Annotated in this window: 18 protein-coding genes; 7 read left to right on the forward strand and 11 right to left on the reverse strand. The window is 64.3% G+C overall.

Features of this window, described 5'->3' with window-relative positions:
• Positions 1-4: 4 nt before the first annotated feature.
• The 9 genes from thrC to coxB all read right to left on the reverse strand — a co-directional run bounded on the left by thrC (position 5) and on the right by coxB (position 7,989).
• The gene (thrC, locus tag A7A77_RS04370) at positions 5-1,408 is read right to left on the reverse strand and encodes a threonine synthase (RefSeq protein WP_066554140.1); all 1,404 of its coding nucleotides are present in this window, start codon (positions 1,406-1,408) and stop codon (positions 5-7) included.
• A gap of 80 nt (positions 1,409-1,488) precedes the next feature.
• Complete coding sequence (locus A7A77_RS04375; RefSeq protein ID WP_281179982.1) at positions 1,489-2,079, reverse strand: SURF1 family protein; 591 nt, start codon at positions 2,077-2,079, stop codon at positions 1,489-1,491.
• Positions 2,076-2,516, reverse strand: coding sequence for a DUF983 domain-containing protein (locus tag A7A77_RS04380; RefSeq protein WP_066554142.1), 441 nt, complete (start codon positions 2,514-2,516; stop codon positions 2,076-2,078). Before A7A77_RS04380 ends, A7A77_RS04375 begins: the two co-directional genes overlap by 4 nt.
• A 14-nt stretch (positions 2,517-2,530) precedes the next feature.
• On the reverse strand, positions 2,531-3,352 hold the full coding sequence (locus A7A77_RS04385) for a cytochrome c oxidase subunit 3 (protein ID WP_066554148.1): 822 nt from the start codon (positions 3,350-3,352) through the stop codon (positions 2,531-2,533).
• A gap of 133 nt (positions 3,353-3,485) precedes the next feature.
• Positions 3,486-4,052: a cytochrome c oxidase assembly protein gene (locus A7A77_RS04390; RefSeq protein WP_066554151.1), complete on the reverse strand. Its 567-nt coding sequence runs from the start codon at positions 4,050-4,052 to the stop codon at positions 3,486-3,488.
• Complete coding sequence (locus tag A7A77_RS04395) at positions 4,049-4,222, reverse strand: hypothetical protein (protein WP_172799832.1); 174 nt, start codon at positions 4,220-4,222, stop codon at positions 4,049-4,051. Before A7A77_RS04395 ends, A7A77_RS04390 begins: the two co-directional genes overlap by 4 nt.
• Complete coding sequence (locus tag A7A77_RS04400) at positions 4,219-5,142, reverse strand: heme o synthase (RefSeq protein ID WP_066554155.1); 924 nt, start codon at positions 5,140-5,142, stop codon at positions 4,219-4,221. The genes A7A77_RS04395 and A7A77_RS04400 overlap by 4 nt, the downstream gene beginning before the upstream one ends.
• 120 nt (positions 5,143-5,262) lie before the next feature.
• The gene (ctaD, locus tag A7A77_RS04405) at positions 5,263-6,960 is read right to left on the reverse strand and encodes a cytochrome c oxidase subunit I (RefSeq protein ID WP_156500403.1); all 1,698 of its coding nucleotides are present in this window, start codon (positions 6,958-6,960) and stop codon (positions 5,263-5,265) included.
• 27 nt (positions 6,961-6,987) lie between these two features.
• A complete protein-coding gene (coxB, locus tag A7A77_RS04410; protein WP_066554163.1) occupies positions 6,988-7,989 on the reverse strand; it encodes a cytochrome c oxidase subunit II in 1,002 nt (333 codons plus the stop codon).
• 281 nt (positions 7,990-8,270) lie between these two features.
• On the opposite strand from coxB, the gene pyrE reads away from it, so the two are divergent.
• The 7 genes from pyrE (at position 8,271) to ruvX (ending at position 13,885) form a co-directional block, all read left to right on the forward strand.
• Positions 8,271-8,852, forward strand: coding sequence for an orotate phosphoribosyltransferase (pyrE, locus tag A7A77_RS04420; RefSeq protein WP_066554523.1), 582 nt, complete (start codon positions 8,271-8,273; stop codon positions 8,850-8,852).
• 12 nt (positions 8,853-8,864) lie between these two features.
• Complete coding sequence (locus tag A7A77_RS04425) at positions 8,865-9,620, forward strand: pyridoxine 5'-phosphate synthase (protein ID WP_066554172.1); 756 nt, start codon at positions 8,865-8,867, stop codon at positions 9,618-9,620.
• 165 nt (positions 9,621-9,785) lie between these two features.
• Complete coding sequence (acpS, locus tag A7A77_RS04430) at positions 9,786-10,202, forward strand: holo-ACP synthase (RefSeq protein WP_066554181.1); 417 nt, start codon at positions 9,786-9,788, stop codon at positions 10,200-10,202.
• Positions 10,202-11,128 (forward strand): signal peptidase I, encoded by a 927-nt coding sequence (lepB, locus tag A7A77_RS04435; protein ID WP_066554184.1) that lies wholly within the window; start codon positions 10,202-10,204, stop codon positions 11,126-11,128. Before acpS ends, lepB begins: the two co-directional genes overlap by 1 nt.
• The gene (locus A7A77_RS04440) at positions 11,128-12,213 is read left to right on the forward strand and encodes an AI-2E family transporter (RefSeq protein ID WP_066554186.1); all 1,086 of its coding nucleotides are present in this window, start codon (positions 11,128-11,130) and stop codon (positions 12,211-12,213) included. Before lepB ends, A7A77_RS04440 begins: the two co-directional genes overlap by 1 nt.
• Complete coding sequence (locus tag A7A77_RS04445) at positions 12,213-13,415, forward strand: DUF3089 domain-containing protein (RefSeq protein WP_066554188.1); 1,203 nt, start codon at positions 12,213-12,215, stop codon at positions 13,413-13,415. The genes A7A77_RS04440 and A7A77_RS04445 overlap by 1 nt, the downstream gene beginning before the upstream one ends.
• Positions 13,412-13,885: a Holliday junction resolvase RuvX gene (gene ruvX, locus A7A77_RS04450; protein WP_066554190.1), complete on the forward strand. Its 474-nt coding sequence runs from the start codon at positions 13,412-13,414 to the stop codon at positions 13,883-13,885. Before A7A77_RS04445 ends, ruvX begins: the two co-directional genes overlap by 4 nt.
• Positions 13,886-14,172: 287 nt before the next feature.
• Here ruvX and A7A77_RS04455 read toward each other — a convergent pair whose 3' ends face one another.
• A complete protein-coding gene (locus tag A7A77_RS04455) occupies positions 14,173-14,940 on the reverse strand; it encodes a precorrin-2 dehydrogenase/sirohydrochlorin ferrochelatase family protein (protein ID WP_066554192.1) in 768 nt (255 codons plus the stop codon).
• Complete coding sequence (lysA, locus tag A7A77_RS04460; RefSeq protein ID WP_066554195.1) at positions 14,937-16,196, reverse strand: diaminopimelate decarboxylase; 1,260 nt, start codon at positions 16,194-16,196, stop codon at positions 14,937-14,939. Before lysA ends, A7A77_RS04455 begins: the two co-directional genes overlap by 4 nt.
• Between the last annotated feature and the right edge of the window lies 1 nt (position 16,197).

Raw genomic sequence — 16,197 nt, forward strand, 5'->3', positions numbered from 1 at the left:
CCCCTCAGCGCCGGCTTTCGGTCGCCCGTTCGGCAACATAGGCGGAAACCGCCTCGTACGTGCCGTCCAGTTCGTCGTAGCGTTCCTCGCGCTCGTACAGGTCGCCGACGCGCGCCGGCAGTTCCGGAGCCACTCCTATCGCCTTTTCGACCGCCGGGGCGAACTTGGCCGGATGCGCGGTGGAGAGCGTCACCATCGGCACGCCTGCGGGCAGCTTGGTGTTCAGCGCGGCGTGAAGCCCGATGGCGGTGTGCGGGTCGATGATCTCTCCGCAATTGTCCCATGCCCAGCGCATCGCGGCCACGGTCTCTTCCGCATCGGCACGGGCCGAAGTGAACAACGCCGCCGCCCCGTCGCGCTGCGCATTGGTCAGTTGCATCGCCTTCGACGCCTCGAACCCCTTCATCTGGTCCGCCAGCGCGATCCCGTCGCGCCCGCCTGCGTCGAACAGCAGGCGTTCGAAGTTCGACGACACCTGGATGTCCATTGACGGCGCATCGGTCGGCGTGACGCCGTGCGCGGAATAGTCGCCGCTGGAAAGGGCGCGGTGCAAGATGTCGTTGACGTTGGTGGCAACGACCAGCCGTTCGATCGGCAGGCCCATCTTTGCCGCGACATATCCCGCAAACACGTCGCCGAAATTGCCCGTCGGGACGCTGAAGGCGACCTTGCGATGCGGGGCGCCCAGCTGGATACCGGCAGCGAAGTAATAGACGACCTGCGCCATCAGGCGGGCCCAGTTGATCGAGTTTACCGCGCTGATGCGGAACCGGTCGGTCATCGCCGCATCGTTGAACATGCGCTTCACCATCGCCTGCGCATCGTCGAAACTGCCTTCGATGGCGATGTTGTGGACGTTGGGTGCAATCATGCTCGTCATCTGGCGGCGCTGCACTTCGGACACACGGCCCTTGGGGTGGAGCATGAAGATGTCGATCTTCTCACGCCCGGCCACGGCGTCGATCGCCGCGCTGCCGGTGTCGCCACTGGTCGCGCCGACGATGGTGAGGTGCTGGTCGGTTCCTTTCAGGAATTCCTCGAACAGCAGGCCGAGAAGCTGCAGCGCCACGTCCTTGAACGCAAGCGTGGGGCCGTGGAACAGTTCGAGCAACCACTGCGTCTCGTCGAACTGGACCAGCGGCGTCACTGCCTTGTGCGCGAAACGTCCGTAGGCTTGGCGGGTCAGTTCGAGCAGGCGCTCGGGCCGGATGCAATTGCCGACGAAAGGCTGCATGACCTTTGCCGCAAGCTCTGCATAGGGAAGGCCCGCCAGCTCCGCGATCTCGTCTTTCGAGAACGTGGGCCATTCGCGCGGAACATAAAGCCCGCCGTCACCGGCAAGGCCGGCCATCGTGGCACCGCGGAAATCGAGCGCGGCTGCGCTACCCCTGGTCGAAACATAGTCCATGGGCCGCGCGCCTAGCCTTGCTGGCGGCAAGGCGCAAGCAAGAGTGACGTCGAACCGGCCTGCTGGCCGGCCTTTGCAGGCTAACGCCTCACCCGCTTGCGAAGCGCAATGCCGTAGATGACGAGCGCGGTCACCGCGAAGAAGAACCACTGCATGGCGTAGGCGAAGTGGTTGTTGGGGATCGCGCGCGGATCGGGCGCGGCGTTCGCTTCCAGCCCGGCGAGTGGCGGATCGGCGACAAGGCGAACGCCATCCTCATATGGCGCGATACGCCCCGTAACGGTGCCGCCGCCAAATGCGACCGCATCCGAACTGCGGCTCCAGCCAAGCTGGACCCAAGCCTTCGCACCGTCTGCAGTGTTGCATTGCACGAGCTGCACCCAACCCGCCTCGTCATCCGCGTTGCGGCCCGACATGGCTGCACGCTCGTCGGTGGTGACGCAATCGAGCGTGGACCGCCGGTAATAGGCATCCGGGTTTCGGGAAGCAGTCGTCGGCCACGCCACGCTATCTTCACTGGCCAGTGCCGTTTCGTAGCGGGCGAGCAGCGCTTCCTTCCACTGCAGGCGCTGCAATTGCCAGATGCCCAGCCCGATCATCGTCGCCACCGCTGCCAGCACGATGATCGTCGCGATTAGGGGAATGCGGCTCAGATGACCTTGGGTAGTCACGTGTCGTCGTCGCGATCGCGGCGGCTGCCATCCGTTTCCAGACTGCCGGCCTCCCGCGCATCGCGGCGGCATTCGACGACGAGCAGGGCGCCCTTGGCGATACGCAGGCCATAAACGACCAGTATCGCCGTCAACGGCACCCAGATAATGGCATGGACCCAGAACGGCGGATGCACGGCCTGATCGAACACGATGGCAGCGATCGCCAGCACCGTGCCGATCGCCAGTGTCAGAAACGCCGCCGGTCCGTCACCGACGTTGAAGCGGGAATAGTCGAGACCGCAGCTGCCGCACTTGTCGGCAAAGTTCACCAGCCCCGCAAACATCGTGCGAGAGCCGCAACGCGGGCATAGCCCAAGCGCTGCGGCTTTCATCACCGAAGCCGCAGCGGGGACGGGAATATCGCCCGTGCTCCCGCTGTCCGGCGTATCGTTCATCGGCAGATCGGCCCTTAGTGGACCGGAGCGCCCCAGCCGCCCCAGATGTAGACGGCGACGAAGAGGAACAGCCACACCACGTCGACGAAGTGCCAGTACCATGCGGCTGCTTCGAAACCGAAGTGCTGCTTGGGCGTGAAGTCGCCGCGGTAGGCACGAACGAGGCAGACGATCAGCATGATCGTGCCGACGATGACGTGGAAGCCGTGGAAACCGGTCGCCATGTAGAAGGCCGAGCTGTAGGTGTTGCCACCGAAGCCGAACGGCGCATGCGCATATTCGTAGGCCTGGATCATCGAGAAGACGACGCCGAGGATGACCGTCGCCCAAAGGCCCTTCTTCAGCCCGTCACGGTCGCCGTGGATCAGCGAATGGTGCGCCCAGGTAACGGTGGTGCCCGAGCAGAGCAGGATCAGGGTGTTGAGCAGCGGCAGGTCGAACGGGTCCATCACGGCTTCGATCGCCTTGGGCGGCCACTGGCCATCCACCACTTCGGTCAGGGCCGAAGGGAAGAGCGAGAAGTCGAAGAAGGCCCAGAACCAGCCGACAAAGAACATCACTTCCGAAGCGATGAACAGGATCATGCCGTAGCGCTGGTGCAGCTGTACGACCGGGGTATGGTCGCCTGCGTGCGCTTCCTTGATGATGTTGCCGAACCAGCTGAACATCGAGATGATGAGGCCGAGGAAACCGGCGATCAGCATGTACGTGCCGAACGGGTAGTCGTGCATGAACAGGGCAAGACCCGAAGTCATCACCAGCGCGCTGAACGAAGTGATGATCGGCCAGGGGTCGGTCGGCAGAATGTGGTAATCGTGATTCTTTGCGCCGGCCATTTCGTGTCTTCCCCTGAAAATTCAGCCTTGATGCACGAGCAAGGAGGCAGCCTTGCCCTCAGATGTCTGCGGGGCCTTTAACCCCGCCTGCGCTACCGGTCCAGAGCCTTTGCGCGGGTTTCTCGCCTTCTCGTCAGCCTTTCTTGCTTTCGTAGAAGGTATAACTGAGCGTGATCTGCTCGATATCGGACGTGTCGGGATCGTCGATGATCGCGGGATCGACGTAGAACAGCACCGGCATGCGGACTTCCTCGCCCGGCTGCAGTGTCTGTTCGGTAAAGCAGAAGCACTGCACCTTGCTGAAATAGACGCCCGCCTGCGTCGGCGTGACGTTGAAGGTCGCGGTGCCGGTGATCGGCTTGTCGGAATTGTTCTTCGCCAGAAACGTCGCCATGTCGCGCGCACCGATCGTCACCGTCTCGGTCGGGTTTTCGGGCTTGAAATCCCAGGCAAGGCCCGGCGCGGTATTGGCATCGAACCGGATCGACATCTGCTTGTCCGTCACGGCAACGGCATTGGCCTGTGCCGCATCCACCCGCTGCGTCGTGCCGTTGAGGCCGGTCACCTGACAGAAGATGCGGTAGAGCGGGACAGAGGCATAACCCAGCCCCAGCATGCCAAGCGCGATGGAGAGCGCGAACAGCGCAACGCGCCCGTTGCTTCTGGCCGGTTGTGGGGCGGTTTCGCTCAACGTGTTCATCGTCCCTGCTCCGCCAGTTCAGCCTCGTACTGTGCGCGGTCTTCCGCATCGGGGAAACGCACGATCGTCAGCGCAAAGAACAACACGACGAGCGCGACGAGGACGAGGCCAAGCGCCTTGTTCCGCGATTTCTGGCTGGCCTTCAGCCGTTCCTGTTCCTCTGGCGTCATGCGATCCATCCTGCATTGGCGGCAAGCCGGTCCGCGACAAGCGCTGCGAACAAGGCGAATAGGTAGAGAATCGAGAATCCGAAAAGTTTCCGCTCCGGCCTCATCGCATCCCCTTCCTCGCTGCGGCGCAGACCGACGGGGAGCGAGAAACCGATGAAGGCGAGCGAAAGAAGCGCAGCGGACACGCCGTAGATCAGCCCGAAGCCGCCAAGATACCAAGGCGCCAGCGCGAACGGCGCCAGCAGGATCGCGTAGATCAGGATCTGGCGCCGGGTCGAAGCCTCGCCCGCGACGACAGGCATCATCGGGATGCCGACCTTGGCGTAATCCGTCTTCACGAACAGCGCCAAGGCCCAGAAATGCGGCGGGGTCCACATGAAGATGATCGCGAACAGCACGATCGGCATCAGGGTGACTTCCTGTGTGACCGCGATCCAGCCGATCAACGGCGGAAAGGCCCCTGCCCCGCCGCCGACGACGATGTTCTGCGGCGTGCGCGGTTTCAGCCAGATCGTGTAGACGACCGCGTAATAGACGATCGAGATCACCAGGAGCGCAGCCACGAGCCAGCCTGCCGCCAGCCCCATGACGATGACCGATCCGGCAGACAGGGCAATGCCGAAATCGCGCGCGTTCCTGCGGTCCATCCGGCCTGCCGGGATCGGGCGCTGCGCCGTGCGCTTCATCTGCGCATCGATCTCCGCCTCGTACCACTGGTTGAGCGCGGCGGCACCGCCGGCACCGACCGCGATGCACAGGATTACGGCAAAGCCGATGACGGGGTGGATATGGCCCGGCGCGGCAAGCAGTCCGCACAGGCCGGTGAAGACCACAAGCGTCATCACGCGCGGCTTGGTCAGCGCGAGATAGTCGCGCCAGTCGCTCGGAATCACAACGGACTGATCGGCAGTGATCATCATTGCCCTATGAACCATGCGGCCCCTGGTTTGAAGCCCGCTTGCAGCGAGCCGGTTGCCTTAAACAGAACGCCCCGGGATGGTGTCCCGGGGCGCCTGTGGTGATCACGGTGTCCCAGTGGCTCAGTGGCCGCCGGTCGCCTTGTCGTCGATGACCGGCAGGGTCTCGAACTGGTGGAACGGCGGAGGGCTGGTCAGCGTCCATTCCAGCGTCGTCGCACCTTCGCCCCAGTAGTTGGGAGCAGCCTTCTTGCCCGCGGCAAGCGACCAGAAGACGTTGACGAAGAAGATCGCGATCGAGACCGACATGATCATGTAGCCGTCGGTTGCAACCTTGTTCCACAGTTCGAACGCCGGGGTATAGTCCGGATAGCGACGCGGCATTCCCTGCATACCGAGGAAGTGCATCGGGAAGAACAGGGTGTTCACGCCGATGAAGAACACGACGAACTGCAGCTTCGCGAGGAACTCGGAGTGCATCTTGCCGAACATCTTCGGGAACCAGTACCACCAGCCGGCGAAGAGAGCGGTAACCGCACCCAGCGACAGCACGTAGTGGAAGTGCGCGACGACGTAGTAGGTGTCGTGCAGGTTGTCGTCGATGCCGCCGTTGGCCAGCACGACGCCGGTCACGCCGCCCACGGTGAACAGGAAGATGAAGCCAAGGGCCCACCACATGGGCGACTTGAACTCGAGGCTGCCGCCCCACATCGTCGCGATCCACGAGAAGATCTTGATGCCGGTCGGCACTGCGATGACCATCGTGGCAGCGGTGAAGTACATCTTCTCGTTAACCGAGAGACCGACGGTGTACATGTGGTGCGCCCACACGATGAAGCCGACGACGCCGATGGCAACCATGGCGTAGGCCATGCCGAGGTAGCCGAAGACGGGCTTGCGGCTGAAGGTCGACACGATCTGCGATATGATGCCGAAGCCGGGCAGGATCATGATGTACACTTCGGGGTGACCGAAGAACCAGAACAGGTGCTGGTACAGGATCGGATCGCCGCCACCGGCCGGATCGAAGAACGTCGTGCCGAAGTTGCGATCGGTCAGCAGCATGGTGATCGCGGCGGCCAGAACGGGCAGTGCGAGCAGAAGCAGGAAGGCGGTAACCAGCACCGACCACACGAACAGCGGCATCTTGTGCAGGGTCATGCCCGGCGCGCGCATGTTGAAGATGGTGGTGATGAAGTTGATCGCACCCATGATCGATGCCGCACCGGCAAGGTGCAGCGAGAAGATCGCGAAGTCGACCGCCGGCCCGGGCGAGCCGTAAGTCGAAAGCGGGGCATAGACCGTCCAGCCAGTACCCGCACCCATGCCCGTGCCGCCCGGCATGAAGGCCGAGGTCATGAGCGAGATGAAGGCGAAGAACGTCAGCCAGAACGAGATGTTGTTCATGCGCGGGAACGCCATGTCCGGCGCGCCGATCATGATGGGCACGAACCAGTTGCCGAAACCGCCGATGACCGCTGGCATGACCATGAAGAAGACCATGATCAGGCCGTGGGCCGAGATCAGGACGTTCCACAGGTGCAGCGTTTCATCGAAATTCGCGCCGTCGCCGCCGAGGAACGTGGTCCACCAGCCGAGATACTGGATGCCGGGGGCAGCCAGTTCGGCACGCATGATGCCGGAAACGGCACCACCGATCACGCCGGCCATGATCGCGAAGATCAGGTACAGCGTGCCGATATCCTTGTGGTTCGTCGACATGAACCAGCGCTGGAAGAACGGCGGAGCGCCGTGATCGTCATGCGCATGCGCGTGATCGTCGTGAACCGGCAGCGTTTCGGGGGTAGCAGTGGTAGCCATCATCTTGCCCTATGCGAAAATTCTGTCTCAGGCCGTGGTTTCGGCGGCGGCGGGCGCATCGCCCTCGGTCGCTTCCGCAGGCGTTTCGGTAGCGGTCGCAGCAGGTGCTGCGGCAGCAGCCGGAGCGGCCGACTTGAGCTCACCACCCTGTTCGAGGACCCATGCCTCGAACTGTTCCTTGGGCAGCGCTTCGACCGCGATCGGCATATAGCCGTGGCGGGCGCCGCACAGTTCGGAGCACTGGCCGTAGTACACGCCAGGCTCCTTCACGAGCATCACCTTCTCGTTCAGGCGGCCCGGAACGGCGTCCAGCTTGAACCAGAGCGAAGGAACCGCGAACGAGTGGATAACGTCCATACCCATGGTCTGGATGCGGATCGGAACGCCGACTGGAACGACCATGCGGTTGTCGACAGCAAGGTGCGAAGGCTCGCCATTGGCGATCGCCTCTTCCTCGGGCAGCATGTTCGAGATCACTTCGAAACCGCCGTTGTCGGGATATTCGTAGCCCCAGTACCACTGGTAGCCGTTGACCTTCACGGTCAGCGCTTCCTTCGGCGCGGTTTCGTACTGCTTGGCCAGCAGGTCGATCGAGGGAACCGCGATGCCGAGCAGGATCAGGACCGGCACGCCCGTCCAGATGACTTCGATCAGCGTGTTGTGGCTGGTCTTCGAAGGAACGGGGTTCTTGCCCCGGCGATAACGCACCATGACCCACAGCAGCAGGAGCAGGACGAACAGCGAGATCACGGTGATCAGCGGCATCAGCAGCGCATCGTGCATCCACGAGCCGTAATCGCCGATCGGCGAATACTGGTCCTGGAACCAGATGCCGCCATCGACGGGCATGCCCTTGCCCGGAGTCGGCTTCATCGGGACGTAACCGCCGGTGGCGGCTTCGGCCACGGCCGCGGTCGCTTCGGCGACAGGAGCTTCGGTGGTGGCAACGGCAGCGAGAGCCGCCTGTGGCAGAACGGCCAGCGCGGTCGCGGCCCCTGCGAAATACTGAACAGTACGGCGGATACCCATCACCAGTCTGTCGCCTTCCTTGCAACTTCTTTCAACCAGTCGACCCCCATCTCGGCATGCCGGAAACGCCCATGCGTCACCGCCACGCACCCCCTGAAGGTCCGCTTGCGAGGGGGCCTATACGCGCGCTTGCGGCCTCTCTCAAGCACCTCTAGGGGATATTTTTGCACCGCGGCGAGCCTCGCCGTCCATCCTACCTTGGGTTCGCCCTGCCCCAGGCGCGTTGCCCGCACCCGATCAAGGCCCCGTTCATGGGCCGCAAGAGAGACGACCGCACGACCATGACCGAAGAAGAAGTCCTGTCCGAATTCCGCGCAGCCGGCGCCCTGCTGGAGGGGCATTTCCTGCTCTCGTCCGGCCGCCACACGGCCCTTTACATGCAATGTGCCCGCGTGCTGATGAACCCGGACCGTGCGGGCCGTCTTGCAGTGGCACTGGCGGCAAAGCTGCCGCGCGACCTGCGTGCGAAGATCGACAAGGTCGTCTCCCCCGCGATGGGCGGCCTTATCATCGGGCATGAAATGGGCCGTGCGCTGAACGTGGACGCGGTCTTCGTCGAACGCCCCGCAGGCACTTTCGAACTGCGCCGCGGCTTTACCATCGAACCGGGCGAGCGCGTGCTGATGGTGGAAGACGTGGTGACCACCGGCCTTTCCAGCCGCGAGGCGATCAAGGCGGTGGAAGCGGAAGGCGGCAAGGTCATCGCCCTCGCCTGTCTGGTCGACCGGACCGGCGGCAACACGGAATTCGACGTACCGTTCGAATCGCTCGCCTCGCTCACCTTCCCGACATATGCCGAAGACGAACTGCCGCCCGAACTGGCCGCTATTCCGGCGGTGAAGCCCGGCAGCCGCAAGGGCTGAGGAACGAGTGCCGTGAACAATCGCCTGCGTCCCGACCGGCTGCGCCTTGGTGTCAACATCGACCACGTCGCCACGATCCGCAACGCGCGCGGCGGCGACCATCCTGATCCCGTGCGCGCGGCGGAGATCGTTGCGGCGGTGGGCGGCGACGGCATTACCGCGCACTTGCGCGAGGATCGCCGCCATATCCGCGACGGGGACCTTGCCCGCATCCAGTCCGCCACCGGCCTTCCGCTGAATCTGGAAATGGCGGCGACGGACGAGATGCTGGCCATCGCCCTTGCCCATGCACCGCACGCCGCCTGCATCGTTCCGGAAAAGCGGGAGGAGCGCACGACCGAGGGCGGTCTGGACGCGGCCGGTCAGCACAACCGCCTCGCCCCGATCTGCGCGCGGCTGGCCGATGCCGGCATTCGCGTCTCGCTCTTCATTGAGGCGGAAGAACGCCAGATCGAGGCCGCGATGCGACTCGGCGCGCCGGTGGTCGAATTCCACACCGGCGAATATGCCCACGCGCATCTCGACGGCGACCGCGAGAAGACCGCGCGCGAGCTGAAGCGCATTGCCGATATGGCAGCGCTGGCGGCGAAGAACGGGATCGAGCCGCACGCGGGCCACGGCCTGACTTATGAAAATGTCATGCCCATTGCCGCGATCCCGCAACTGGCGGAACTCAACATCGGTCACTACCTGATCGGCGAGGCGGTTTTCGTCGGGCTGGAGAATGCCGTGCGCCGGATGCGCGAGTTGATGGATGAAGCGCGTTAGTATGTTTGGGGCCCTCAAGCGCCGGGCGGAGCGCATCCGCACTCCTTGGCTACGCGCCAATAAGGCGCGACGACCGGTCGGCCTTGCGGGAGTCGCGCCCGAGCTTATGCGAGGTAGCCAAGCGGGCCGGATGGCCCGCGCCCGGCGCTTGAGGGGCCCACAAAAATGATCATCGGCATGGGCTCCGACCTCTGCAACATAGAGCGGATCCAGAACTCCCTCGACCGCTTCGGCGAGCGGTTCGAGTTGCGCGTCTTTACAGAGATCGAGCGCCGCAAGGCGGAGCGACGCCCGTTCACCCGCGCAGGCACTTACGCCAAGCGATTCGCGGCGAAGGAAGCATTCTCCAAGGCCGTTGGCACCGGTTTCCGGCACGGCGTTTTCATGAAGGATATCGGCGTGGTCAACGCACCCTCCGGCGCGCCGACGCTTGCGCTGGCAGGCGGCGCGGCTGCACGGCTGGCGGAACTGGTTCCGGCGGGGCACGAGGCACATATCCACCTGACGCTGACCGACGATCACCCGTGGGCACAGGCCTTCGTTGTGATAGAGGCCCGCGCCATCGGGACGGGCATCGGCTGATGGCGCTGTTCCGCAAGCGGGAAACCGTCCCGCCCGCGCCGCAAACCCTGTCGAAGGATAGCCACGAACAACATTCGTGGCTGCACGAGATCATGGGGCTGGCGATCATGCTGGCCGCCGTGATCGGCTTCCACAGCCTTGTCGCCAAGCCGTTCTACATCCCCTCGATCTCGATGATGCCGAACCTGCTGGTCGGCGACCGGCTGATCGTGTCGAAATACCCTTATGGCTATTCGTGGGTTTCGGCGAGCTTCCACGTCCTGCCGCGCAGCGACTGGCGCGTGCTGCCCGGTACGCCCGAATATGGCGACATCGTCATCGTCGTGCCGCCCTATGCCACGGATGACTGGATCAAGCGCGTCGTCGCCCTGCCCGGCGACCGGATCGCGGTGGAGGACGGGCGCATCGTGCTGAACGGCGTTGTCGTACCGCAGCAGGTGGAGCCGCCGCTCGACCTGCCGGTGGATACCAACGCCCCGTGCGAGGACTATACCTTTCCATACCTGAAAAAGCGTCTGCCCTCCGGACGGGAGGTGTGCGAACTGCCGCTGCGGCGTGAAACGCTGCCCAACGGGGCCAGCTACGTCATCATCGACCACATGGAAAACCAGCCGCTCGACAATATGGCGGAGATCGTCGTGCCCGAAGGCCACGTCTTCCTGATGGGTGACAACCGCGACCACAGCGCGGACAGCCGCGAGATGACGCCGGGCAAGGGGCTGAACGGCCCGGTCCCGCTGGCCAATATCGGCGGGCGGGCCGAGTTCATCACCTTTTCGCTAGACGGTACAGAGGGTTGGAACCCGCTGACGTGGTGGAATGCCTTGCGCACATCACGTGCCTGGCGCAGTCTGCGACCTGAAATCCGCGAGAAAGCACCGACCATCGCGGCGGGCGAGAGCAACGGGAAACAGGGGCAGAGCTGATGGACGTCGACGATCCCAATCCGCAGACACACAGCCCGACCACCATTTCCGACCCCCGTTTGCGATTCGAGGCGCGCCGCGCTTTCGTATGGGCGATCGTCGTCGTTCTGGTGGGCACGGCCATCTACATGGCACAGGCGCTGCTGGTGGTTTTCGGGGGCATGGTCTTTGCCGCGATCATCGATGGCGGCGCGCGTCTGCTGGGCCGGATCCTGCCAGTGGCGCGCGGCATCCGCATCGGCATCGTGCTGGCGCTTGGCGTATGCTTCGGCGCATGGGTGATGTTCTTTGCCGGAACACAGCTGACCGAGCAGGCGGCGCAGTTCCCGGCGATTATCGAGGCGCAGGCGGTGCGCGCGATGGACTGGCTGGACAGCCAGGGCTTCGCCATCAATTCGGACAACCTTTCCGGCATCATGCAGCAGGCCGCCGGCGGCGTCAGCCAGCTGACCCGCGCGGTGGGCGGCATCATCGGCGGGTTCACCACGCTGTTCCTGATCTTGATCCTTGGCGTCTACATCGCGCTGGAACCGCGCCTTTACGAACGCGGCATCGCGTGGATGCTGCCCGATGCCAACCGGGACAGCTTTCTGGAAATGGCGGGCAAGATGGCTTTCGCGCTGCGCCGGCTGATGTTCGGGCGGCTGGTTGGCATGGTGTTCGAAGGGGTGATCACATGGGCAGCCCTTGCGCTTTACGGCGTGCCGCTCGCGGCCCTGCTCGGCCTTTTGACCGGTTTGCTCGCCTTCATTCCCAATGTCGGTGCGGTCATTTCCGGCCTGCTCATGGTGCTGGTCGGCTTCTCTGGCGGCACAGACATGGCACTGTACTGCGTCGGCGTCTATTTCGTGGTGCAGACGTTTGACGGCTACGTCGTGATCCCGCTGATCGCGAAGAAGACGGTCGACCTCGCCCCCGCCCTCGTCCTTGCGATGCAGCTGATCTTCGGCATCCTGTTCGGCATCATCGGCCTTGCACTTGCCGATCCGCTGGTCGCGATGATCAAGGTCATGCTCGAACACCGCAGCGAGAATGCGGGGCGCGGTTCACCCGATGGTTTCCCCGATAGCGAGGCGACTGCCTGATGGTCCGCAAGTTCCTCTATTTCGTCGCGTTCTGCATCGTGCTGGTGATCGCGGCGGGCATCGTCCTGTCGATCTGGTCCAAGGAACTGACCGAACTGGCCTTCACGCCAAAGGGCGATTTCGTGGCTCAGGACCCGCTGGCGGGCAATGCCTATCAGGATCCGGCCATGTGGATCAGCCGCCCCGGTATGGCATCGTCCGATCCCTCGCGCTGGCGCCCCGAAACGCTGCCCGACGATGAAACCGTGTCGCAGGCAGCGGTCTTCTTCATCCACCCCACCAGCTACCTGTCGCGCGACAGCTGGAACGCACCGCTGGACGATGCCGACGCCAATTCGGGCGCCGAACTGTTCGTGCGCGGGCTGGCCAGCGTCTACAACCGGTCGGTCGACATCTGGGCGCCGCGCTATCGTCAGGCTGCGGTTGGCGCGTTCCTGACGCAGGGGGACAACCGGAAACAGGCGCTCGACCTTGCCTATGGCGATGTCGCGCAGGCGTTCGATTTCTTCCTTGCCAGCATCGGCAAGGACCAGCCGATCGTGCTGGCCGCGCATAGCCAGGGCGCGTTGCACCTGAAGCGCCTGCTTGCCGAAAAGGCCGTGGGAACGCCGCTGGCGGACCGGATCGTGGCCGCCTATGTCGCCGGCTGGCCGGTTTCGATGGAGCGGGACCTGCCCGCCATGGGCCTTCCCGCCTGTGCCACCGACAACCAACCCGGCTGCGTGATGAGCTGGCAGAGCTACGCCGAACCGGCCGATGCCTCCCTGCTGTTCAGTGCCTATGAAGAAGGTGTCACGCTGGATGGCGAGCCACTGGCGAAGACCGACGCGCTGTGCACCAACCCCATCACCGGCACGATCGACGGCGAAGCACCGGCAAGCGCGAATACCGGCACGCTGGTTCCCGATGGCGATTTCAGCAGCGGCGAGCTGGTTGCAGGCGCAGTGCCCGCGCGCTGCGGGTCGGACCATCTGCTGCTGATCGGAGACCCGCCGGAAATGGGCAACGCGGTGCTGCCGGGCAACAACTACCACGTCTATGATATCCCGCTGTTCTGGATGAACCTGCGGCAGGATTTCGCAAGGCGAGAGGCAGCGTGGCTGACGGCGCATGGCATGGCGGACGAACGTGTGAACCCGACGCCGCCGGTTTCGCCAGCGCCGAAGGCGGTTATGCCCACCCCTGCAGCGGCGGCGCAATGATCACCGAAAACGCGCGCGACTTCGCCGCCGGCCTCGCCGATGGCGGCGTCCTGATCGGCCTAGACCCCGGCACGAAGACAGTGGGCGTGGCGACATGCGACGCGGGCTGGCGATTCGCGACAGCGGGCAAGACCTTGCCGCGCAGCAAGTTCGGACCGCTTCGCACCGCAATCGAATCGCTGGTGACGGAACGGAAGGTCGCCGGATTCGTGATCGGCCTGCCCAAGAACATGGACGGGACCGAGGGGCCGCGCGCGCAAGCCACCCGCGCACTTGCCCGCAACCTTGAACAGGCGTTCACGCTACCGATCCTGTTGTGGGACGAGCGGCTTTCGACCGTGGGGGCCGAACGCGCTATGATCGATCAGGATATGAGCCGCGCCAAGCGTGCCGAACGCATCGATAGCCATGCCGCCGCGGTGATCCTGCAATGCGCGCTGGATGCCATGGTGCAGGACGGGCTGGCCTGAATTCGCGCCAGACAAAGAAAAACCCGCCCCGTCGGGTGGACGAAGCGGGCTGATCTCTCAAAAAACGGAAAAGCCGAAAAATCAGGCCTTCGCAGCTGCCTTCAGGGCATCCTGCTTGGCGATCATCTTCGTCGCCCAGACCGATGCGCCGAAGCTGACCACGACACCTGCTGCTGCCAATGCTACCACCATGTCACGTCTCCTATGCTTGACTGACTTGATGACAGGATATGTCAGAGGTCTTAAAAATCGGTTTCCGCCGTTAACCAACGGCTACGCAGTTTCCCTCAGCCCAGCCGCAAGACGACGACAAGGCCATCGCCCGCCCCGTCGAGCGTTTCCAGACGCACCGCATCGGCCCGCGCCCTGACGAGTATGCTTTCCGGCACTTCGCGATCATGCACCACGACATCGGCGCTGCCGAGCAGCCGGGCCTCTCGCAAAGTCAGATCGTCGGGATCATCGGAGCGCAGGGCAATCTCGTAAACGCCCTGCGGCAATGCAGTCGCCTCGCCCGCCAGCCAGCTTTCGACACTCGCCGCGTCGTGCCGCGTCATCAGGTCCAGCGCGCCACCTTCATCCAGCGCCGCATCCAGCGCGCGGCGGCGCTGGGCAGCGGCGGGCCAGCGCGCCTTCATCGCATCGCGCGCATTGCCCAGCGCCTCTGCCAATGCGCCGAGCCCTTGCGGCAGCAACCGTTCGATCCGCAGGCGCAGGATCTTCGCCAGCCCTGCCGAGGCACCGCCGGTCCCCACCGCGATCAGCACCGGATCACGATCCACGATCGAAGGCACGGTAAAATCGCACAGCGCGGGCCTGTCCGTCACGTTGACCAGCAGGCCTTTGCAGCGCAGCCGGATCGCCGCTGCCTCCGCCGCTTTGGCATCGTCCATCGCCACGAAGCCCAGCACCGCGTGATGCGCTTCGGGTTCGCCCACGCATTCGCCGCCCGCCCGTTCGACCAGCCGCCGTTTCGCATCCGCCGCGTCGCCCATGCCCAGAACGACGACCTTGCGGCCCGTCAGGCGGAAGAAGAGGGGGAGCGACTGCACTATTTCAGCCAGTCGGGCACTTGTTCGGCGGCAAGGATCGTCGCCGGTTCGATGCGGTTGGCCACCACGGCATAGCGATCGCCCGACACCAGCACTTCGGGCACCAGCGGGCGCGAGTTGTAGGTATTGGCCATCGTCGCGCCATAGGCGCCAGCGGTGCGGAACGCGACGAGATCGCCGGTCGTCACCGCGTCCATCTCGCGGTTCTTCGCGAACGTATCCGACGATTCGCAGATCGGGCCGACGACATTGGCCGTCGTCCGCTCACCCGAAGGCGAAACTGCCACGACATCGTGCCAAGCATCGTACATCGCGGGCCGTGCAAGGTCGTTCATCGCCGCATCGACCACGACGAAGGGATTGTTCGCCCCGCGCTTCAGCCGGATCACGCGGCTGACCAGAACGCCCGAATTGCCGGTAATCACACGGCCCGGTTCGAACATCACGGTCACGTCCCAGTCGGCAGTGACGTCGGCCACCATCGCGCCATATTCGGCAGGCGTCGGCAGTTCCTCGCCCACGCGGTAGGGCACGCCAAGGCCGCCGCCCAAATCCATGTGCGTGATCGTGTGGCCGCCTGCGCGCAATTCGCGCATCAGCCCGCCCATCTTGGCAAAGGCGGCGCGGCTGGGGTCGAGGTTGGTGATCTGGCTGCCGATATGCACGGCCAGACCGCGCAGGTTCAGGCCCGGCAATGCCGCCAGCCGCGCGAAGATGTCCTTCGCGGCATAGAACGGCACGCCGAACTTGTTGTCCGCCTTGCCGGTGCTGATCTTGTCGTGCGTTCCGGCGTCGACATCGGGGTTCACGCGCAGCGCCGCCGTGGCGACAAGGCCCTTTCCGTGCGCGATGCGGGCAAGTTCGATGCCCTCTTCCTCGCTTTCCAGATTGAACTGCCCGATGCCCGCCTCGACCGCTTCGGCCAGTTCATCGTCGGTCTTGCCGACGCCGGAAAACACGATGTCCGCAGCCGGCATTCCTGCGGCCAGCGCGCGGCGCGCTTCGCCGATGGAAACGACGTCGGCCCCGAACCCTTCGTCCTTCAACACGCGCAGTACGGCAAGGTTGGGGTTCGACTTCACGGCGAAAGCGAAGTGCGTTTTGCCCGCAGGGGCCAGTGCCTCGCGAAAGACGCGGGCGTGGCGGCGCAAGGTCGCTTCGGAATAGACGTAGACCGGCGTGCCGACGGCTTCCGCGATGGCGGGCAGCGGCACGTCTTCGGCATGGAGAACGCCGTTCTGGTACTGGAAATGATCCATC

This window comes from Croceicoccus bisphenolivorans, assembly GCF_001634625.1.
GTDB lineage: Bacteria > Pseudomonadota > Alphaproteobacteria > Sphingomonadales > Sphingomonadaceae > Croceicoccus > Croceicoccus bisphenolivorans.